The organism is Shewanella sp. FJAT-51649, assembly GCF_019457435.1.
In the GTDB taxonomy this organism is placed as follows: Bacteria; Pseudomonadota; Gammaproteobacteria; order Enterobacterales; family Shewanellaceae; genus Shewanella; species Shewanella mangrovisoli.
Genome location: NZ_CP080411.1, coordinates 1,625,543 through 1,645,258 on the forward strand (window position 1 = coordinate 1,625,543; position 19,716 = coordinate 1,645,258).

The 19,716-nt window shown below is 48.1% G+C and carries 15 protein-coding genes and 15 tRNA genes; 18 read left to right on the plus strand and 12 right to left on the minus strand.

All coding sequences use genetic code 11. The features are described from left to right. Positions 1-20 precede the first annotated feature (20 nt). From K0H59_RS07375 to K0H59_RS07420, 10 genes are all read right to left on the minus strand, one after another. Positions 21-1,418 (minus strand): TRAP transporter large permease, encoded by a 1,398-nt coding sequence (locus K0H59_RS07375; protein ID WP_011716482.1) that lies wholly within the window; start codon positions 1,416-1,418, stop codon positions 21-23. Further along, positions 1,418-2,062, minus strand: coding sequence for a TRAP transporter small permease (locus K0H59_RS07380; RefSeq protein WP_086904586.1), 645 nt, complete (start codon positions 2,060-2,062; stop codon positions 1,418-1,420). Before K0H59_RS07380 ends, K0H59_RS07375 begins: the two co-directional genes overlap by 1 nt. Before the next feature lie 62 nt (positions 2,063-2,124). Beyond that, complete coding sequence (locus K0H59_RS07385; protein WP_011716484.1) at positions 2,125-3,147, minus strand: TRAP transporter substrate-binding protein; 1,023 nt, start codon at positions 3,145-3,147, stop codon at positions 2,125-2,127. 394 nt (positions 3,148-3,541) lie between these two features. Further along, entirely contained in the window at positions 3,542-3,772 is a 231-nt protein-coding gene (locus K0H59_RS07390; RefSeq protein WP_220055112.1) for a hypothetical protein, read from the minus strand. 143 nt (positions 3,773-3,915) lie between these two features. After that, positions 3,916-3,991, minus strand: a tRNA-Val gene (locus tag K0H59_RS07395). 25 nt (positions 3,992-4,016) lie between these two features. Continuing rightward, a tRNA-Val gene (locus tag K0H59_RS07400) sits at positions 4,017-4,092 on the minus strand. A gap of 26 nt (positions 4,093-4,118) precedes the next feature. Next, positions 4,119-4,194, minus strand: a tRNA-Val gene (locus K0H59_RS07405). 41 nt (positions 4,195-4,235) lie between these two features. Continuing rightward, positions 4,236-4,311: transfer RNA gene (locus tag K0H59_RS07410), tRNA-Val, on the minus strand. Positions 4,312-4,343: 32 nt separating this feature from the next. Next, positions 4,344-4,419: transfer RNA gene (locus K0H59_RS07415), tRNA-Val, on the minus strand. Between the two features lie 48 nt (positions 4,420-4,467). Beyond that, positions 4,468-4,543, minus strand: a tRNA-Val gene (locus K0H59_RS07420). Positions 4,544-5,142: 599 nt separating this feature from the next. On the opposite strand from K0H59_RS07420, the gene gltX reads away from it, so the two are divergent. The 10 genes from gltX (at position 5,143) to K0H59_RS07470 (ending at position 8,077) form a co-directional block, all read left to right on the plus strand. Further along, positions 5,143-6,552: a glutamate--tRNA ligase gene (gene gltX, locus K0H59_RS07425; RefSeq protein WP_011625747.1), complete on the plus strand. Its 1,410-nt coding sequence runs from the start codon at positions 5,143-5,145 to the stop codon at positions 6,550-6,552. Between the two features lie 104 nt (positions 6,553-6,656). Continuing rightward, positions 6,657-6,732: transfer RNA gene (locus K0H59_RS07430), tRNA-Ala, on the plus strand. Between the two features lie 67 nt (positions 6,733-6,799). Further along, positions 6,800-6,875 (plus strand) — tRNA-Glu (locus K0H59_RS07435). 106 nt (positions 6,876-6,981) lie between these two features. Further along, a tRNA-Ala gene (locus tag K0H59_RS07440) sits at positions 6,982-7,057 on the plus strand. A 64-nt stretch (positions 7,058-7,121) separates the two neighbouring features. Further along, a tRNA-Glu gene (locus K0H59_RS07445) sits at positions 7,122-7,197 on the plus strand. A 100-nt stretch (positions 7,198-7,297) separates the two neighbouring features. Continuing rightward, positions 7,298-7,373: transfer RNA gene (locus K0H59_RS07450), tRNA-Glu, on the plus strand. Positions 7,374-7,473: 100 nt separating this feature from the next. Further along, positions 7,474-7,549: transfer RNA gene (locus K0H59_RS07455), tRNA-Glu, on the plus strand. A gap of 100 nt (positions 7,550-7,649) precedes the next feature. Continuing rightward, a tRNA-Glu gene (locus K0H59_RS07460) sits at positions 7,650-7,725 on the plus strand. A 100-nt stretch (positions 7,726-7,825) separates the two neighbouring features. Next, a tRNA-Glu gene (locus K0H59_RS07465) sits at positions 7,826-7,901 on the plus strand. A gap of 100 nt (positions 7,902-8,001) precedes the next feature. Beyond that, a tRNA-Glu gene (locus K0H59_RS07470) sits at positions 8,002-8,077 on the plus strand. 49 nt (positions 8,078-8,126) lie between these two features. Here K0H59_RS07470 and K0H59_RS07475 read toward each other — a convergent pair. Further along, positions 8,127-8,447 carry a hypothetical protein gene (locus K0H59_RS07475; RefSeq protein ID WP_220055113.1) on the minus strand — a complete coding sequence of 107 codons (321 nt, stop codon included), beginning with the start codon at positions 8,445-8,447 and terminating at the stop codon, positions 8,127-8,129. 366 nt (positions 8,448-8,813) lie between these two features. Then, positions 8,814-10,643 (minus strand): ABC transporter ATP-binding protein, encoded by a 1,830-nt coding sequence (locus K0H59_RS07480; RefSeq protein WP_086904850.1) that lies wholly within the window; start codon positions 10,641-10,643, stop codon positions 8,814-8,816. A 181-nt stretch (positions 10,644-10,824) separates the two neighbouring features. On the opposite strand from K0H59_RS07480, the gene K0H59_RS07485 reads away from it, so the two are divergent. From K0H59_RS07485 to K0H59_RS07520, 8 genes are all read left to right on the plus strand, one after another. Next, positions 10,825-12,453 (plus strand): DNA-3-methyladenine glycosylase 2 family protein, encoded by a 1,629-nt coding sequence (locus K0H59_RS07485; RefSeq protein ID WP_220055114.1) that lies wholly within the window; start codon positions 10,825-10,827, stop codon positions 12,451-12,453. Positions 12,454-12,582: 129 nt separating this feature from the next. Further along, positions 12,583-13,149 carry a methylated-DNA--[protein]-cysteine S-methyltransferase gene (locus K0H59_RS07490; protein WP_220055115.1) on the plus strand — a complete coding sequence of 189 codons (567 nt, stop codon included), beginning with the start codon at positions 12,583-12,585 and terminating at the stop codon, positions 13,147-13,149. A gap of 37 nt (positions 13,150-13,186) precedes the next feature. After that, positions 13,187-14,470, plus strand: a complete 1,284-nt coding sequence (locus tag K0H59_RS07495) for a DEAD/DEAH box helicase (RefSeq protein WP_220055116.1) — start codon at positions 13,187-13,189, stop codon at positions 14,468-14,470. 65 nt (positions 14,471-14,535) lie between these two features. Further along, positions 14,536-15,006 carry a dual specificity protein phosphatase family protein gene (locus K0H59_RS07500; protein ID WP_220055117.1) on the plus strand — a complete coding sequence of 157 codons (471 nt, stop codon included), beginning with the start codon at positions 14,536-14,538 and terminating at the stop codon, positions 15,004-15,006. 148 nt (positions 15,007-15,154) lie between these two features. After that, entirely contained in the window at positions 15,155-16,675 is a 1,521-nt protein-coding gene (locus K0H59_RS07505) for a phospholipase D family protein (RefSeq protein WP_408733578.1), read from the plus strand. Positions 16,676-16,766: 91 nt separating this feature from the next. After that, a complete protein-coding gene (locus tag K0H59_RS07510) occupies positions 16,767-17,666 on the plus strand; it encodes a chemotaxis protein CheV (protein ID WP_220055119.1) in 900 nt (299 codons plus the stop codon). Positions 17,667-17,838: 172 nt separating this feature from the next. After that, positions 17,839-19,065: a serine/threonine transporter SstT gene (gene sstT / locus K0H59_RS07515; RefSeq protein ID WP_011716493.1), complete on the plus strand. Its 1,227-nt coding sequence runs from the start codon at positions 17,839-17,841 to the stop codon at positions 19,063-19,065. 76 nt (positions 19,066-19,141) lie between these two features. Beyond that, positions 19,142-19,666: a CIA30 family protein gene (locus K0H59_RS07520; protein ID WP_220055120.1), complete on the plus strand. Its 525-nt coding sequence runs from the start codon at positions 19,142-19,144 to the stop codon at positions 19,664-19,666. The last annotated feature ends 50 nt before the right edge of the window (positions 19,667-19,716 follow it).

Below are 19,716 nucleotides of genomic sequence, written 5' to 3' on the forward strand. Positions count from 1 at the left end.
ATAATCCTTAATCCTTGAGATTAATATCCGTTGAGCTTATCCAGAAATTCTGGCAAGAACAGGGAGATTTGTGGCACGTAGGTGATAAGCGCCAAGAAGGCCAACATCAGTGCTAACCAAGGTAGTACAGATTGGATCACCCAGCCGATACTGCGGCCTGTGATCCCCGCTGTCACGAAGAGGTTAAGCCCCACCGGCGGTGTCAGCATACCAATCTCCATGTTTACCACCATGATGATGCCTAAGTGGATAGGATCGATACCTAAGTGGGTGGCAATTGGGAACAGGATTGGCGCCATAATCAGCACGATGGCCGATGGCTCCATAAAGTTACCCGCCGCTAACAGCAGTAAGTTGACAATGATTAAGAAGCCCCACGCGGGTAAGCCCATGCCCACAATATGTTCGGCAATGATATGGGGAATACGCTCAGTGGTTAGCACGTGGGCGAATAGCATGGCGTTGGCAATGATAAACAGCAGCATGATGCTGACCTTTGCCCCGTCGCGCACCACATGGCGGATTTCTTTGTCGATTGGGGTTTTAATCAGTCCGAGCGCCATATGGCCTAAGTTACGGACAATGGCGCTGGGAATAGGCTCATTAGGGTTACGCCATGCGACATTTTTCAATGGACCAATATCGCGATAACCAAATACCGCAATGAAATAGGCATACATACAGGCTACGGCAGAGGCTTCAGTTGGGCTGGCCACACCGCCGTAGATTGAACCTAACACGATAATGATCAGCGCCAGACCTCCTAAGGCTTTAGCACTGGAAATCCCCAGTTGTTTAAAGCCAGGGAAGGGGCGTGATGGCAGATTTTTAAAACGGGCGACGATATAAATCACTATCATCAGCAGGAAGCCCATCATCAAACCTGGGATTAAGCCCGCCATAAACATTCTGGCAGCCGAGACTTCCGTCGCCGCCGCATACACTAGCATTACGATTGAAGGTGGGATCAAAATCCCTAGGGTGCCAGAAGTGGTAATCACACCGGCGGCAAACTTTTCGGGGTAACCTGCTTTCACCATACCGACGATCACAATCGAGCCAATGGCGGCCACAGTTGCTGGAGATGAACCTGATACCGCGGCAAATAACATACAGGCCATCACTGAGGCCATGGCTAAACCGCCACGGATATGGCCGATACTGTCCATCGCAAAGTCGATGATCCGTCGCGCCACCCCACCGGTTGACAGGAAGGCTGAGGACAGAATAAAGAATGGGATCGCCAGCAGGGTATAGTGCTCTGACGATGACTCATAAAGTTTTAACGCCACTGAGGCGAGGGAATCGTTGGAGAAGAATAAAATCGTCAGCATGCTCGAGAAACCTAACGCAATCGCGATAGGCATACCTAAAAACATACAGACGAGTAGGGCAGTAAAGAGGGTCGCAATGGCCATTACTTCGCTTCCTTATTGTCTGTTTCTTGTTGTGCGTGCTGAGCACCTTCATCAATTAAATGCATGCTTTCTTTCGCTTCGTCGGCAAATTGGAATCCAGAAACTTGGTTGCGCAGGATGGCGATAAACAGTTCTAAGAAACGCCAAGTCAACATGCTAAAACCAATCAATAGAATGCTTTGGGATAACCAAATAGGCACAGCGCCGTCTTCGACATCAATCTTTAAGGTGTTCCAAGCAAAGTCGGGATCTAAGCTGTTTAACAGGAACTTAGGAAAGTGAATATCTTCCATCGGTACGCCGATTTGGTACATCTGTGACAGATATTCCCAGCTACCTTTTAAAAATAGTCCGCAATAAGCTAAGCAAATCAATGCCGTCACTAGGGAAGTGATCTTTTTAGCCTTAGGGGGCAGATTTTTTACAAACGCATCAACACCGATGTGAGCACCGACTTTCACCCCATAGGACATACCAAAGAGCACAAACCAACCACAGAGGGTTAAGGTCAGTTCTTGGATCCATAAAAAACCGGTATTGAAGAAAAACCGCGCCACTACCTCAGTGAACACTAAGAGTGTCATTAAGGTGATTAAGAGGTTGAGCACCCCTTCTTCAAAGTAACCAAAAATTCGCGATATCACAGCTGTACTCCCCTCGCTCAAATACCGCTTAACCCCAAATAGAGGTTAAGCGGTTTATTTCATTATTGTTTATTTGCAGCAACAGCGGCTTCAATCACATCTTTACCTACTTGGTCTTCAAACTTCGCCCAAACAGGTTTCATTACATCAATCCATTTTTGACGCTCATCTGGCGTTAAGGTCACCAGTTGCGAACGTTTAGAATCAAGGATTAATTGCTTGTCTTCGTTATCTTTTTCAGCGGCGATCTTGTTACCTAAAGCGATAGATTCATCTAAGGCTTCTTTGATCACTTTACGTTTATCCGCTGGTAAGCTCTTCCAGAAGGCGTCAGAGGTTACGACCATGTAGTCCAGCACGCCGTGGTTACTTTCGGTGATTTGGCTTTGAACTTCATAGAATTTTTGTGAATAGGTGTTAGACCAAGTGTTTTCTTGACCGTCGATCGCACGGGTTTGCAGCAGGGTAAACACTTCAGAGAATGGTTTCTTCACAGGGATAGCGCCCACAGCATCAAACTGGGCGGCTAATACGTCAGATGCCATCACGCGGAATTTTAAGCCCTTAGCATCAGAAGGTTGTTTCAGTGGTGTGTTAGCAGAAAACTGCTTCATACCATTGTGCAGATAACCTAAACCGACAATCCCTTTGCGGCTCATTGAGTTCAGCAGGGCTTGGCCTGCTTCACCTTGTTGGAAACGGTTTACTGCATCCATGTCATTGAACAGGAATGGCAGGTCGAAAACCTGTAGGCGTTTGGTATAACGTTCAAATTTTGAGAGAGAAGGCGCTACAAATTGCACATCGTTTAACAGCAGTGCCGCTAACTCGTTGTTATCCCCAAATAACTGTGAGTTAGGGAATACACTGACCGTATATTCACCAGGTAAACGTTGCTCAACGAGTTCTTTAAACTTCAACGCCATTTGACCCTTTGGCGTATTTTCTGCAACCACGTGGGAGAACTTGATTTCAACGGGCGCCGCAAACACGTTAAAGCTGGTCGCGAACACTGAGGCCAGTGCCAGCATCTTAGCTACGGTTTTTAATGGACGTGTGATACCCATTTGTTGATTCAATGTCATTTTTGAGTTCCTTTTTCTGTTGTTAGGATTTGTCCTCAGCCTTGGTTAGTTTGTTACCAAGTGTGAGTAGGAATACAGCCTTGATTTCCCTGAGGTCTGTCTTAATAAAGGCAAATACCACGCCAACTTACGATGCACTCTGTAAGTGTTTGGTTAATAAAGTGTAGTTCATTTGACGTTTGTCACACTTTTAGTTTTGTGGGTGAGATCTCGCTCACGTTGATTTTGGCTATGGGTGGAAATCCACCCAAACTGCATTTTGTGGGGTATGAGCAGAGGTTTTTAGCTTGATGATTAACTGAGCAAAATAAGTTGCTTTTAGATCAAAAGCTGGCTGAAAAATGACTATGGAGTAGGGGATTGGTGGGATGGCTAAGATGAAGTAATGCGGCAGTCAGCCGTGTTCTTCGCCAATTCGCTTAAGGATTTCATCACTCGGAAGTAACTCCAAATGCCCGCGTTCATCGAAGTACCAGCCAGTAATAAAGCCTTTTTGGCGCATGCTGACGAGATTGTGCATAACTTCACGGGCTTCCCTCAGCGCGGTTTGTTCATCGCAGGCATGGGTATGTTTTAAATACGCTGCAATATTGGTGAGGGATGCAGATTGACTGACGCTGGCCATAGTGCTGATCTCCGAATATGCCTAAGGCAACAATCAGCAGCGTTTAATCGGATTGAATACTGGGTAACAGACTCAGTTAAGCAGATGCTGATTAAGATCAAGCATAGTTGAGTTGAGCTAGGGGTAAAGTTTTTGGGGGAATATGGTGGTCGCTACTGGGATCGAACCAGTGACCCCCTCCTTGTAAGGGAGGTGCTCTCCCGGCTGAGCTAAGCGACCCGGGGTAAATCAATACTGCAGAATATGGTGGTCGCTACTGGGATCGAACCAGTGACCCCCTCCTTGTAAGGGAGGTGCTCTCCCGGCTGAGCTAAGCGACCCGGGGTAAATCAGTACTGAAGAATTATGGTGGTCGCTACTGGGATCGAACCAGTGACCCCCTCCTTGTAAGGGAGGTGCTCTCCCGGCTGAGCTAAGCGACCGGAATTCTTTCAATACAAATTTTAATGTCATTCTAAAAATATGGTGGTCGCTACTGGGATCGAACCAGTGACCCCCTCCTTGTAAGGGAGGTGCTCTCCCGGCTGAGCTAAGCGACCGGAGAATGACGACACAGTGAATGAGAAGTATATGGTGGTCGCTACTGGGATCGAACCAGTGACCCCCTCCTTGTAAGGGAGGTGCTCTCCCGGCTGAGCTAAGCGACCCGGGCATATAACAACTTGTATACCATGATTAAATTTGCATTTAACACATGGTGGTCGCTACTGGGATCGAACCAGTGACCCCCTCCTTGTAAGGGAGGTGCTCTCCCAGCTGAGCTAAGCGACCTCTGCTGTGTGGAGCCGTATTATAGGGAGGTTCGATCGAGTGTCAACGCTTTTTAATGAAAAAAGCATTGGTCGCGCTATTTTTGCTCGGATTGACTTAATGTTAATCACGTCATCATTCAAAGTGTTACTTTATTGGACAATTTCGTCGGTATTTTCTTTTCAGGCTTTTGCGCTCATCTTGCCAATAAGTCAGCCTATCGCATCATTAAGCGTTCATTTTTGAGGGTTTGCGGCTTTTTTAGGCTGAAAAGTGTTCTCTTATACGGCTTAAATGATTAAGGAGTAGGGCACTGCGCCATTCTCTTCATCTATTTTGCTAAATCTCGATGGCATGTTTCTAAATAGAGATGCGTATCCTTTATTTAGTTTCGATGACATGGCTTGGGTTTTCGAGTGTTTGTTTTCGGATATGGGGCGCTGGATTCTCATCTTTATCAGAGCCATCTAAAGCGCTCACCTTTGGGCTGATACTTTGAGGGGATCTGCAATACCTGCACTAAGTGCCATTTGCAGCGCAGACTTAGGCTGCTAGAATAAGCCCACTTTTTACCGTGAATGTCTTTATCTAGACGACTTTATATAGGTTAGTGTCCCATTATGACAACTAAGACGCGTTTTGCCCCAAGCCCAACAGGCTTTTTGCACGTGGGCGGTGCCCGTACTGCTCTTTATTCTTGGTTACAAGCTCGTGCCAATAATGGTGAGTTTGTTTTACGTATCGAAGATACGGATATTGAACGTTCAACTCAGGCTGCCTGTGATGCCATTTTAGAGGGCATGAACTGGTTAGGTCTGACGTGGGATGAGGGCCCGTACTATCAAACTAAGCGTTTTGATCGTTATAACGAAATCATCGCGCAGATGTTAGAGCAGGGCACAGCTTATAAATGTTATTGCTCGCGTGAACGTATCGATGCTTTAAGAGAAGCTCAAGCGGCAAATGGCGAAGCCCAAAAATACGATGGTTGCTGCCGTGACTTGCCAGCGCGTGACACTGACGAGCCTTTTGTTGTGCGTTTCAAAAACCCCATCGGCGGTTCAGTGGTGTTTGATGACCATGTTCGTGGTCGTATCGAATTCTCAAACGATGCATTAGATGATCTGATCATTGCCCGTACCGATGGCGTTCCGACTTATAACTTCTGTGTGGTTGTTGACGATTGGGATATGGGGATTACCTGTGTGGTGCGTGGTGAAGACCATATCAACAACACCCCACGTCAAATCAACATCCTTAAAGCATTAGGCGCACCTATTCCTGAATATGCCCACGTGTCGATGATTCTAGGTGACGATGGTGCCAAGTTATCTAAGCGCCATGGTGCGGTAAGCGTAATGCAATACCGTGATGATGGTTATCTGCCTGAAGCACTGCTTAACTACTTAGTTCGCTTAGGTTGGTCACATGGCGATCAAGAAGTGTTCTCTTTAGAAGAAATGAAGCAGCTCTTTAAGTTAGACGACATCAACAAAGCGCCTTCTGCCTTTAATACTGAAAAACTGGTTTGGTTAAACCAACACTATATTAAGACGCTCGATCCTGAATATGTGGCGTCGCACTTACAATGGCATATGGACGATCAAAAGATCGATACCTCAAATGGCCCTGCGTTATCTGCGGTAGTGACGGCTCTGGCTGAACGCGCTAAGACCTTAAAAGAGTTAGCCGCTTCTAGCCGCTACTTCTATGAAGACTTCGCAGAGTTCGATGCTGAGCAAGCGAAAAAGCACTTACGTGGTGTCGCGCTTGAGCCATTGCAATTAGTGCAACAAAAACTGGCTGCATTAACTGAGTGGACTGTTGAAGCTATCCACCAAGCGATTGAAGCCACCGCGACTGAATTAGAAGTCGGTATGGGTAAAGTAGGTATGCCATTACGTGTCGCTGTGACAGGTGCAGGGCAGTCTCCTGGCTTAGATATCACCTTATTCTTAATAGGAAAGGCGCGTTCTGAGCAAAGAATATCCAAAGCGATTGAATTTGTAGCAGATAGAATAAATTCCTAAAAAACGAGTTGACACATTTAGGTGCGCTGCATAGAATGCGCCCCGTAGTTGAGACACAGACGAGCGAATGCTTGTAGTGCACTTAAATACAGCTTGATAAGTTTGGGGCTATAGCTCAGCTGGGAGAGCGCTTGCATGGCATGCAAGAGGTCGACGGTTCGATCCCGTCTAGCTCCACCAAACTTACCGCCGATATTAAGCGAGATGAGCGTTAGTAATAATGCGAGTCAAATTAATATGTCCTTGTGTCCCCTTCGTCTAGAGGCCTAGGACACCGCCCTTTCACGGCGGTAACAGGGGTTCGAATCCCCTAGGGGATACCACTATGTTTATCACATAGGGTTCCTAGCAAATGACTAACGAGTCGTTTGGTAAGAACAAATCCAGTTTCTGCGATATATACTGAATATCAGTATGTCGAAAGAATTTGGGGCTATAGCTCAGCTGGGAGAGCGCTTGCATGGCATGCAAGAGGTCGACGGTTCGATCCCGTCTAGCTCCACCAAATTCGCCGTATTAAGCGAGAGCACTGTTAGTCATTAATAGTTTTCAAATTAATATGTCCTTGTGTCCCCTTCGTCTAGAGGCCTAGGACACCGCCCTTTCACGGCGGTAACAGGGGTTCGAATCCCCTAGGGGATACCACTCTATCCCTTAAAGATAGGGTGCTATCACAAATGACTAACGAGTGATTTGTGAGATAACTAGCAAGACCTCAGTGATGAGGCTAAACATCAGTCCTTGTGTCCCCTTCGTCTAGAGGCCTAGGACACCGCCCTTTCACGGCGGTAACAGGGGTTCGAATCCCCTAGGGGATACCACTCTATCCCTTAAAGATAGGGTGCTATCACAAATGACTAACGAGTGATTTGTGAGATAACTAGCAAGACCTCAGTGATGAGGCTAAACATCAGTCCTTGTGTCCCCTTCGTCTAGAGGCCTAGGACACCGCCCTTTCACGGCGGTAACAGGGGTTCGAATCCCCTAGGGGATACCACTCTATCCCTTAAAGATAGGGTGCTCTCACAAATGACTAGCGAGTGATTTGTGAGATAACTGGCAAGACCTCAGTGATGAGGAAAAACATCAGTCCTTGTGTCCCCTTCGTCTAGAGGCCTAGGACACCGCCCTTTCACGGCGGTAACAGGGGTTCGAATCCCCTAGGGGATACCACCCTATCCATTAAAGATAGGGTGCTCTCACAAATGACTAGCGAGTGATTTGTGAGATAACTAGCAAGACCTCAGTGATGAGGCTAAAAATCAGTCCTTGTGTCCCCTTCGTCTAGAGGCCTAGGACACCGCCCTTTCACGGCGGTAACAGGGGTTCGAATCCCCTAGGGGATACCACTCTATCCCTTAAAGATAGGGTGCTCTCACAAATGACTATCGAGTGATTTGTGAGATAACTAGCAAGACCTCAGTTATGAGGAAAAACATAAGTCCTTGTGTCCCCTTCGTCTAGAGGCCTAGGACACCGCCCTTTCACGGCGGTAACAGGGGTTCGAATCCCCTAGGGGATACCACCACAACTAAAATTAATCGCTAATGTTAGTTGAGAACAATAAGCCACCTTTAGGTGGTTTTTTTGTATCTAAAATTCGTTATCCTGCCATAAGCCATAAGCCATAAGCCATAAGCCATAAGCCATAAGCCATAAGCCATAAGCCATAAGCCATAAGCCATAAGCCATAAGCCATAAGCCATAAGCCATAAGCCATAAGCCATAAGCCATAAGCCATAAGCCATAAGCCATAAGCCATAAGCCATAAGCCATAAGCCATAAGCCATAAGCCATAAGCCATAAGCCATAAGCCATAAGCCATAAGCCATAAGCCATAAGCCATAAGCCATAAGCCATAAGCCATAAGCCATAAGCCATAAGCCATAAGCCATAAGCTATAAGCCTATTCTATTGAGATCGTATCAGTTTATTTGTTTTGGGTTGCGGTAGGGGAGTTAGTATTTTCTGCGGTATTACCTCTTATCAAATCGCAGTACCTAGATGAGAGCAAACGGCGTCCGCTCTCAGTAGATCACCATAGTTAAAGGGCCTTGTTTGTGGATATTTTGAGGATGCGGATATTGTTGAGGATAAGTGCTGGCAACAAACTCTTTGTGACTGTACCACCCAGCCAATAAAACAAACAATAAGACTAATAATAAAGCCAAATAAAAAGGCGACTCGAGGTCGCCTTTTACATCTAAACTCAATGATTTTTCAAATCAAAGTGAAAGGTGGTGCGCTTAAGAAACGCAAAGCTACTCAATCCCGAGGAAGCCACCAGTTTGATGCGCCCAAAGCTGGGCATAGATACCGCCCGCGGCAATTAACTCTTGATGGGTGCCTTGCTCGACGATACGACCTTGATCGAGCACGATTAATCTGTCCATCGCGGCGATAGTGGACAATCTATGGGCAATCGCGATCACAGTCTTTCCTTGCATTAGTTCGTACAAGCTTTCCTGAATCGCAGCTTCCACTTCGGAGTCCAAGGCAGAAGTCGCCTCATCGAGCAGTAAAATCGGCGCATTTTTCAATAGTACCCGAGCAATCGCGATACGCTGTCTCTGTCCGCCGGAGAGCTTAACCCCACGTTCACCCACTTGTGCATCTAAGCCATGGTTGCCATTAGGATCGGTCAGTTCATTAATAAAATCATGGGCCTGGGCCTGTTTTATTGCATGCTCGAGCTGGGTTTCGCTCGCATCAGGATTACCGTAAAGAATATTCTCCCGAATCGTGCGATGCAGTAGAGACGTATCTTGAGTCACCATGCCAATCTGTGAGCGCAGTGAGTCCTGCTTGACCGCTTTAATATCTTGACCATCGATACAAATTTGGCCTTTCTCAACATCGTAAAAACGCATCAACAGGTTCACTAGCGTGGACTTACCCGCGCCCGAGCGGCCAACGAGACCGACTTTTTCGCCCGCTTTGATATTAAGGTTCAGATCTTCAATAACACCAGTTTCTTCGCCGTAATGGAAACTCACCTGATTAAAATCGATACGTCCTTGCTCAACCACTAAAGTGTTGGCATTGGGCGAATCTTGGATAAGTGTCGTTTTCGAAAGAGTATTCATCCCATCGGTCACAGTGCCGATATTTTCAAATAACGAACTGATTTCCCACATGATCCATTGCGACATGCCATTGAGACGCAGCGCTAAACTCACGGCAATCGCAATCGCTCCAACAGAAATGGCATTGTCACTCCAGAGCAGGATAGACACAGCGGCAATGCTGAAGGCGAGCATATAGTTAATCACTTGCACACTAACACTAATCCCCGTAACGAGGCGCATTTGGCGGTACACAGTGTCGAGGAAACTGCGCATACTCGCCTTGGCATACTCGGCCTCTTTATCCGTATGGGCGAAGAGTTTCACCGTGGTGATATTGGTGTAACTGTCAACAATGCGTCCCGTCATCGTCGAGCGCGCATCGGCCTGTTCGGTCGAAACCGTTTTCAGCCTAGGCACAAAATACCACTGTAAACCGATATAGAGCGCCAGCCAGATCAGCATGGGGATCACCAGACGCACATCGGCGCTGGCCACCATCACCAGCATGGAGGTGAAATATACTAAAATGTATACCAGCACATCGAGCAGTTTCATGACGGTTTCACGGACCGCAAGGGAAGTTTGCATCACTTTAGTGGCAATGCGGCCGGCAAAATCATTTTGATAGAAGGACACGCTTTGCTTGAGCAGATAGCGGTGCGCAAGCCAACGAATCGACATGGGATAATTACCCAGCAAGGTTTGATGCATGATCAGCGCATGAAATAGCACTAATAATGGCATCACCACTAGGACCATCAGCCCCATTAATAACAGCGTCGAGCCTTCATCTTGAAAGAGTGTCTCAGGGCTTTTTTTCACTAACCAATCGACTAATTGCCCCATAAAGCCAAAGAGCGAGACTTCGAGCATGGCGATTAATGCCGTCAGCACCGACATTAAGATAAGCGGTAATTCATAGCCCTTAGTGTAATGCCGGCAGAACGCATACACCCCTGTGGGCGGCTTGGTTGGTTCACCATCGGGCAGGGCTTCAACCCAAGATTCAAATCGTTTAAACATGAATTGACTCTATTTTATTGAGAAAAGTGGATGGGGAAAACGTCGAGGTGTCTAGCATATAGGATCTTGCACTTTAAAAGCACGCGATGATCCAGTTCCGTTTTCCGCGAGTGTGCTAGCATAGGGTGACGTACAGTAACCGACAAGTACAAAATTGTGAATAAGAGTGTCGGATAGCCAAATGAAGCAGACAGCCGTGAGCCAAAACTCAGCCCCAAAACCGCCATACGAGCTGGCATCAAGCGACGCGCAGGATTGCCAAATATCCGCCGGGATTTGCCGTGAAGCGCGCATGAGCCGCGATCCACGTTTTGACGGTAAGTTCTTTGTGGGGGTGTTAAGTACGGGGATCTATTGCCGAACAGTGTGCCCAGCCGTTGCACCTAAAGAAGAAAATGTGCGTTATTTTGACTCGGCCATTAAAGCTGCGCAGGCGGGGCTGAGGCCTTGTCTGCGTTGCCGCCCAGACAGTGCCCCAGGCTCTAATCCGTGGAAAGGTACTAACACAACCTTAGACAGAGCGATAGGTTTGATTGAAGCTGGCGCCTTATCTGGCGAGCACGGATTAACGGTCGAGGCCTTGGCGGACAAACTGGGGATCAGCAGCCGTTATTTAAATAAGTTATTTACTGCAGGATTTGGCACTTCACCTAAACAATTTGCCCTCTATCGTCAGTTATTGTTCGCAAAGCAGTTGTTGCATCAGACGCAGTTGCCCATCACTCAGGTCGCCCTTGCCGCAGGCTTTAACAGTATTCGCCGTTTTAACGAGGCGTTTCAGCAGGCGCTGCAATTAACGCCCACACAATTACGAAAATCCAGCCAGAAATCGACTATTAAAGTAGACGATGGGGAGTGTGCCGAACTCGCTTGTTCGCAGGAGATGCCAGCACACAGCTTGAGTCTGTATCAGTATTATCGACCGCCGCTCGATTGGTCGGCGCAATTAGCCTTTTATCGCCTGCGCGCCGTCGCAGGCATGGAATGGTTTAGTGAGAGTGTAACCCCTCACTCCCATGAGGCGATTGACCCAAATATACCACTTGAGTATGGCCGCACCCTGCAAATTGAGGATATTCGCGCAGTGGTGCATATCGTCCATGAGGCACCTTTGCATCGCTTTAAAATCACGCTGACGTTAACGCCTGACTCGCCCTTATCCGGCCTACAAAAGCTCATCACCCAAGTGCGGCGCATTTTAGATCTCGATGCCGATATGCAGCAGATTGAACACAACCTTCAGCACTTGACCGATCTAAAACTCAGTAGCAAATCCGGGCTTAGGATCCCTGGCGCAGGCGCGGTGTTTGAGGCGGGTTGCCGAGCCGTCTTAGGTCAGCAGGTGAGCGTAGTGCAGGCGACTAAATTACTGAATATATTGGTCGAAGCCTATGGCGAACGCTTTAGTTTAAATGGGCGGGAATATCGCCTTTTCCCCACGCCGCAGGCGATTCGTGAAGCGAGTCTCGATGAGCTTAAAATGCCCGGTGCGCGCAAACTGGCGCTCAATGCGCTTGCGGCGTTTATCTGTGAGCAGCCCGAAGCCTCAGTCGATGAGTGGATTGGGGTAAAAGGCATAGGCCCTTGGACCATTGCCTACGCCAAATTACGTGGACTTGGCGATCCGAATATCTTCTTGCACACGGATTTAATCGTTAAAAAACAATTGTTAGCCAGTGTTGCCGCGCAAAAAGGCGTGAATGTTGAAGTGGTAAAACAGCTGGATTATACAACGCTAGCACAGCGGGTGAGTGCGGATATCGCCCCTTGGGGAAGTTATTTGACCTTCCAGTTGTGGTCCAATGCATAAGGCATTTTAGGCCATTCGTTATTGTTCCAGTGACTAGGAACTAGTGACGAGGCTCCATATGAGAGCCATTATTAACTATTGGAAACACAGTACGAAAACACTGTACTAAAGTTGTTTACGAGAACCATTATGAGCCCGAATTTATCCCAACTGATTAGCGCGCCAACGGCCAAAGATTATCAGCCCTGCGTTGTCGATACCTTAAGTACCCCTGTCGGCATACTACAACTCAATGCCAATGCCTACGGATTGAGCCACTTAACGGTCGTTGGGTCGAGCCGAACGGAGATCCCGCTGAAGGCTGCAACTGATGTCGAACTCGCGCGGGCCAAAAGCCATATTGAGCTGGCAAAGGCGCAGCTACAGGATTATTTTCGCGGTGAGCTAACCCAGTTCCACTTGAGCTTAGCGCCCAAGGGAACCGAATTTCAGCAGCAGGTGTGGCAGGCGCTGGTGCAGGTCGGTTATGGGCAGAGTTGCAGTTATGGCGATATCGCCCAGCGTATCGACAGACCCAAAGCTGTCAGGGCGGTAGGTGCCGCCAATGGCGCCAATCCCATCGCGATTATTGTGCCCTGTCACCGTATCATTGGTAAAAATGGCCAATTAACCGGTTATGCCTATGGACTAACGATGAAACAACAGCTGTTAATGCTGGAATCGACAAGCAAGGGAGCGCATTTTACGTTAGAATAGCGGTCATATTTGTTATTGATGAGCCATGTAATTTTTTATGACCCAAGCTTCTTCCTCCGTTGCCAGCTTTGCCGAACTTGGCATTATTGCGCCCCTGTGTGATCGACTCTCTGAGCTGACCTATGTGACGCCTACGCCCATACAAGCGGCGACTATTCCGGCCGTGCTCAGTGGACGGGACGTATTAGCGGGGGCGAATACGGGCTCAGGCAAAACGGCCGCCTTTGCCGTGCCGTTACTACAGCGCCTGTTTGAGACGAAGACTGCGGAAAAGTCGGCAGGCCAAGTGCGTTGTTTGGTACTGGTGCCAACCCGCGAATTAGCACAGCAAGTTGCCGATAGCTTTTTATCCTATGCCTCTCACTTCAATGGCCAACTTAAGATAGTCGCGGCATTCGGCGGTGTGTCTGTCAATCTGCAAATGCAAAGCTTACGCGCGGGGGCCGATGTGCTGGTGGCAACACCTGGCCGTTTATTGGATTTATTAGCCAGCAATGCGCTTAAGCTCAATCGCGTCTCAGCCTTAGTGCTGGATGAAGCGGACCGCATGTTAAGCCTTGGGTTTACTGATGAATTAAATCAAGTGCTTGAGGCGTTGCCCGCCAAGAAACAAACCTTATTGTATTCGGCAACATTCCCTGAAGAAGTGCGTGCACTTACGGCTACCTTGTTACATCAACCGCTTGAATATCATCTACAAAGTGAGCAAGAAAGTACCATTGAGCAGCGCGTTATCACAGTCAACCGTGAACAAAAAACGGCGTTGTTAGCACACTTGATTAAACAGCATCAGTGGTCGCAGGCGCTTATTTTTGTCAGCGCTAAAAACACCTGTAATCACCTCGCACAGAAGCTGTCTAAACGTGGGATCAGTGCCGAAGTCTTCCATGGCGATAAGGCGCAAGGTGCGCGAACTCGGGTACTCGATGGTTTTAAAAGTGGTGAAATCAGTGTGTTGATTGCGACCGATATCGCAGCCCGCGGTATTGATATTGATAAACTCCCAGTGGTGATTAACTTCGATTTGCCAAGAAGTCCAGCTGACTATATGCACCGTATTGGTCGTAGCGGCCGCGCGGGAGAGTCGGGTTTGGCGGTGACCTTGATTTCCCATGAGGAATATCATCACTTCGGCGTAATTGAAAAGAAAAACAAAATCAAACTGGTACGTGAACAAATCCCCGGATTTGAAGCGAATGCCGAAATGCCACTCGAAGTGTTAGCGCAGGAAAAACCGCAGGCTAAACCCGAAGGCACAGGCAAGAAAAAGCGTAAACAGTTACCCGCGGCGAACCTTGAATTTTGGGGTAAAAAATCTTAATTCCTTGGACGTGAGTTATGCTTAGTGCATCTCATGTCCCTTCGCATCTGGTTTGTGGGAGCAGTATGCAGCATCTATTTTGGTTAGTTGAAGGCAAGATAGCGGGTCGAAGTGGCCCCAATAAGGATCCTTGGGATTTAGCCGAGCTTAAGGACTCTGGGATCCGTGCCGTGTTATCAGTGAATGGCGGAGAGGGCTGTGAGCCGGGCAGTTTTAAGCACCATGGACTGCGTTATGAATGCATTCCTTTCTCCCGTAATGTCCCGCCGCAGGAAGGGGATGTTGCTATATGTGTTGCCCAGTTACCGCGTGCGCTGGCGTTTATTCAGCAGTGTGAGGCCGATAATTTGCCCGTGTTAATCCATTGCCGCTCGGGCAAAGACCGTACTGGGCTTATCATGGCCTATTACTTGATGGTCAATGGCGCCGCGCCTTTGCATGCCGTTAGCCAAGTGCGCAGCATTCGCGATATTGCGTTTACTGCCGAAGGTTGGGATCAGTTTGCCTTCGATGTGCTCTATGCGTTACAGGAATAACCATCTGAATTCATAAAATAAGGAATACCATTTAGTGACGATATTAGGGATATCATTGCGCAATTGTGGCGCCACCTTCGCCAACACAATCGCTCAGTATCTTGCCAAGGAGATAGGGCAAAAACGCAAGAGTTATCCCGTCAAACAAATGGTATTTCGTCTCTCGCTTCCCTTTTGGGGGCTTTTGCTCCTGTTGATTAACGGTTGTAGCTCAATGGCAGAATTACCCGCAAAATCAATTGAAACAGCCTATCCCTTAGCCGAAAACTCCACCCTGTATCAGGCGGTAAAAACTGCTATCGCGCAGCATCCAGAGCAAACTGGGGTGTTTCCCCTTGGTGATGGAGTCGATGCCTTCGTCGCTCGCTTGTTGCTGATTGAGTCCGCCGTCAGCAGTATCGATCTGCAATATTATATTTATCGTAATGATGAAACCGGCCGCTTGCTGACGTGGTTTTTATTGGATGCCGCGGACCGCGGGGTGCGAGTGCGTTTATTGCTGGATGATATGACCAGTGCCGACATGGACGAGCAGCTAATTGCCCTCGCGCGCCACCCTAACATCAATATTCGGTTGTTTAACCCAAGCACAGAGCGCAATTACCGCGGCCTTGCCATGTTGTTTGGTTTTAGTCGGTTAAATCACAGGATGCATAATAAATCATTCACCGTGGACAATGTGATGACTATTGTCGGTGGACGTAATATTGGTGATGAGTATTTTGCGGCGAATCGTGACCTCGAATTTGGTGACTTTGACCTGTTAGCCATGGGCGATGCTGTGCCTAAGGTGTCCGATGAATTTGATCGATATTGGAATGCCGACACGACCCATCCGATTGAAGTCTTAAGTGATCATAATCCCACGCAGGCGGAGCTTGAGGCGCTGGCGCAGCGGGTGAGTGAGCAGCGTGAACAGTCCAAGTCCAGCGAATATGTGAAGCGCTTAGCCGAAAGCCAATTATTGGCAAATTTGCAGAGCGATAGCATGACTTGGTTTTGGGGCAAAGCCTTAGTGCTGGTTGACCCGCCCGATAAATTGCAGCAGGGCGATAAATCCACTTGGTTGCTCAGCCAGTTATTACCTTACCTGACGCAGGTGGAGTCCGAGTTACTCATTATTTCGCCTTATTTTGTGCCGACGCAATCGGGAACCGATTTGCTCACACTCTTGGCGCAGTCGGGTAAGCGGGTACGAGTCATAACTAATAGTCTGGCAGCGACCGATGTGCTGGCGGTGCATGCGGGATATAAGCAATATCGAAAAACCTTGTTGGCCGCGGGCGTCGAAATCTACGAGGTGAAAGCACAGGCGGGGGAACGCTCACACAGCTGGCATGGCAGCTCAAAAAGCAGCCTGCACGCCAAATCGTTTGTATTTGATAATAATCAAATATTTGTGGGCTCATTTAACTTTGACCCCCGTTCTGCGGCGGTGAATACCGAGCTTGGACTGTTGATCTCTCAGCCGCAATTGAGTGGCCATGTCAGCCATAATATTGAAGAAAAGCTCGCGACGAATACCTATCGACTCGCCTTGGAGGATGGCGATCTCGTCTGGTGGGACGATGGGGCGCAGCAGCGCTACGACAGTGAGCCAGACGCCGGATTTTGGCGTATCTTTGTAGCTGACTTCCTCGGGCTATTGCCAATAGAGTCACAGTTATAAGCTAAGGTGACTAAATAGCGGTTTTAGCTATCGCAACTCATTTTGTGAACCGTTATGATAAAAACAGAATAGTTAATGAGAATTTAGGTTTATGAAAAGCAAGGCAAGTCAATCCCAGGGGCTATTACTGTTTCGGTTGTCGCAAACACAGGTCTTTGCTCTGGGCACGCTTAAAATCCGTGAGTTAGTGCCTTACACTCCGCTGAGTAAAATTCCTCAATCTCATCCGACGATCATGGGAGCCGCAACGATTCGCGGCCATACCATTCCCGTGGTAGATATGGCGGCAGCGATTGGTTATCGCCCCATCACCGATGAAGAGCGCCAACATTGCTATATCATCATTACCGATTGTCAGCGGATGATTATCGGCTTTTTGGTGCGTGCGATTGATAAAATTATCGAGTGCAATTGGCGCGATATTGAAGCGCCATCGGCTAATTTAGGCCGTAATGCCTTTTTAACCGGAGTGACGCGTTACGATAATCAGCTGGTGCAGTTACTCGACGTTGAGTTGTTGTTGTCGAAAGTCTTCCCCGATGCGCCCGAGGCCAATCGCGCTATTTTAACTGACGTGCAGCGCGAGAAGTTAAAACCCATGCGTATTTTGTTGGTGGATGATTCTAAGGTTGCACGCAAACAACTTTCCGATGCGCTTGATAGCATTAACATTCCTTATTTTGTGACCCCAGACGGTAAAGAGGCTCTCTCGATTATGGAGCAGGCCGCCGCCGAGCATCATCCCATCGATATTCTAGTCAGCGATATTGAAATGCCTGGACTCGATGGTTATGAGCTGGCGTTTGAAGTGCGTGACAATCCTCTTCTCGCCAAAGCTTATATCATTCTGCATACCTCACTTTCGAGCGAGATAAGCGTCAGCCAAGCCCACCAAGTTGGGGCAAATGAGGCGCTGACAAAGTTTGATGCCCATGAGCTGGTGGAAGCAATGTTGCGGGGCGCCGATTTAGCGGCTACGCGGGCGAATTAGGTCCCATGTTGGATTTTTGTAAGGGTTTTGCAGGGGCAGGGTAATTTAATCGGCTTATTTCCCTGCAAAGCTAGACAAGTTCGATCACATCCTATAAAAACCTTATTGGCCTCGATTTTGAAGGTGTGGGGTGGGGAAACTCAGCCGAAATATAATAACGATAGGTTAAGTAATGAAACAAGAATCGTCTTTGTTAGCCAAGTTGGCTAATGGCAGTTTGGTGCTGCAAATTCTCGTGGGGATCATCGCTGGTGTGAGTCTAGCCAGTTTTTCACATGAAGCCGCAAAGCAAGTCGCGTTTTTAGGAAGTCTCTTCGTAGGTGCATTAAAAGCCATCGCACCTATTCTGGTGTTTATCCTAGTGGCGTCTTCCATCGCCAATCAAAAGAAAAATACTCAAACCAATATGCGCCCGATTGTGGTGCTGTACTTATTTGGCACTTTCGCCGCAGCGTTAACCGCCGTGGTGTTAAGTATGATGTTCCCAACCAATTTAGTGTTGGTCGCTGGCGTTGAGGGCACCAGTCCGCCGCAGGGCATTGGCGAAGTCATCAATACCTTACTCTTTAAACTGGTTGATAACCCAGTCAATGCGTTAATGACGGGCAACTACATTGGCATTTTGGCTTGGGGTGTGGGTTTAGGTTTAGCTCTGCACCATGCGAGTGATTCGACCAAGCAAGTGTTTGCCGATGTGAGCCATGGTATTTCACAAATGGTGCGTTTTATCATTCGTTTAGCACCTATCGGTATCTTTGGTCTGGTGGCAGCGACCTTTGCCGAAACCGGTTTTGCCGCCATTGCGGGTTACGCCAAGCTATTAGCCGTGTTACTCGGCGCGATGGCTATCATAGCTTTGATTGTGAACCCACTGATTGTTTACGTGAAAATTAAACGTAATCCCTATCCTTTAGTGATCCGTTGTCTGCGTGAAAGTGGTGTAACTGCATTTTTCACCCGTTCTAGCGCAGCGAACATTCCAGTGAATATGGCGCTGTGTGAAAAGTTAAAGCTGCATGAAGACACTTATTCTGTCTCTATTCCGTTAGGTGCAACCATCAACATGGGCGGCGCGGCGATTACCATTACCGTGCTGACCTTAGCCGCGGCGCATACCTTAGGGATTCAGGTGGATTTATTAACGGCGTTACTGCTGAGTGTCGTGGCGGCGATTTCGGCCTGTGGTGCATCGGGTGTTGCCGGTGGTTCATTACTGCTTATCCCACTGGCCTGTAGCCTGTTTGGTATTTCTAATGATGTGGCCATGCAAGTGGTTGCCGTTGGCTTTATTATCGGGGTTATCCAAGATGCGGCCGAAACCGCACTGAATAGCTCTACGGACGTGATTTTTACCGCCGCTGCTTGTGAAGCTGCTGAAAACAAAGCTAAACTTGGATAAAGTGTGCTGTTGTTAGTGTAGAAAAAGTATCATAAGAGCAGTCACCACGGTGGCTGCTTTTTTTATGGGAGTAGTTATGATCCTTTTCGATTTTAAGGACTTAGATGCGGCTAAGTCTTGGTATGGCGTCAATGATACCGTGATGGGCGGCCTGTCACGCAGTAAGCTCACCATCTCACCTTTAGGCTATGGGATGTTTAGCGGCCATGTGTCGCTCGCCAATGGTGGCGGGTTTGCCTCAGTGCGCTGCGAGTTTTCGCCGCTTGATGTCGGCAAGTTTAGTGGGATTTACCTCGAACTCGACCGCGACAGGAGCAAGCACTACAAAGTGAACCTTAAGGATGCCGATACACCGCAGAGCACGGTTTATCAGGCGCCAATGCCCGATGCTAAGCATCAATCCTTTGGCGTTAACGGTGGCAGTATTATTCACTGGCAACGCATCGAAATCCCGTTTACGGCGTTTCATCCCCAGTGCCGCGGTAAGCCGATTGAGCGTGCTGTGATAGATTTAAGCCGTCTAACTAGCATAGGGCTGGTGATTGGCGCGCAGCAAAGTGGTGATTTTTCGTTAAAGATTAAATCGATAGGGTGTTATTAAAGGGATAACCCTAAGTGTATCCCTTTACGTTAATCGCTCACTTTAGAGTG

Bases quoted from the DNA above. Each gene is read 5' to 3' on its own strand.
- K0H59_RS07495 (WP_220055116.1), top strand. From the start codon at position 13,187: ATGACCCAAGCTTCTTCCTCCGTTGCCAGCTTTGCCGAACTTGGCATT.
- K0H59_RS07480 (WP_086904850.1), bottom strand. From the start codon at position 10,643: ATGTTTAAACGATTTGAATCTTGGGTTGAAGCCCTGCCCGATGGTGAA.
- K0H59_RS07390 (WP_220055112.1), bottom strand. From the start codon at position 3,772: ATGGCCAGCGTCAGTCAATCTGCATCCCTCACCAATATTGCAGCGTAT.
- K0H59_RS07485 (WP_220055114.1), top strand. From the start codon at position 10,825: ATGAAGCAGACAGCCGTGAGCCAAAACTCAGCCCCAAAACCGCCATAC.
- K0H59_RS07520 (WP_220055120.1), top strand. From the start codon at position 19,142: ATGATCCTTTTCGATTTTAAGGACTTAGATGCGGCTAAGTCTTGGTAT.
- K0H59_RS07375 (WP_011716482.1), bottom strand. From the start codon at position 1,418: ATGGCCATTGCGACCCTCTTTACTGCCCTACTCGTCTGTATGTTTTTA.
- K0H59_RS07385 (WP_011716484.1), bottom strand. From the start codon at position 3,147: ATGACATTGAATCAACAAATGGGTATCACACGTCCATTAAAAACCGTA.
- K0H59_RS07490 (WP_220055115.1), top strand. From the start codon at position 12,583: ATGAGCCCGAATTTATCCCAACTGATTAGCGCGCCAACGGCCAAAGAT.
- K0H59_RS07505 (WP_408733578.1), top strand. From the start codon at position 15,155: ATGGTATTTCGTCTCTCGCTTCCCTTTTGGGGGCTTTTGCTCCTGTTG.
- gltX (WP_011625747.1), top strand. From the start codon at position 5,143: ATGACAACTAAGACGCGTTTTGCCCCAAGCCCAACAGGCTTTTTGCAC.
- K0H59_RS07500 (WP_220055117.1), top strand. From the start codon at position 14,536: ATGCAGCATCTATTTTGGTTAGTTGAAGGCAAGATAGCGGGTCGAAGT.
- K0H59_RS07510 (WP_220055119.1), top strand. From the start codon at position 16,767: ATGAAAAGCAAGGCAAGTCAATCCCAGGGGCTATTACTGTTTCGGTTG.
- sstT (WP_011716493.1), top strand. From the start codon at position 17,839: ATGAAACAAGAATCGTCTTTGTTAGCCAAGTTGGCTAATGGCAGTTTG.
- K0H59_RS07475 (WP_220055113.1), bottom strand. From the start codon at position 8,447: ATGGCTTATGGCTTATGGCTTATGGCTTATGGCTTATGGCTTATGGCT.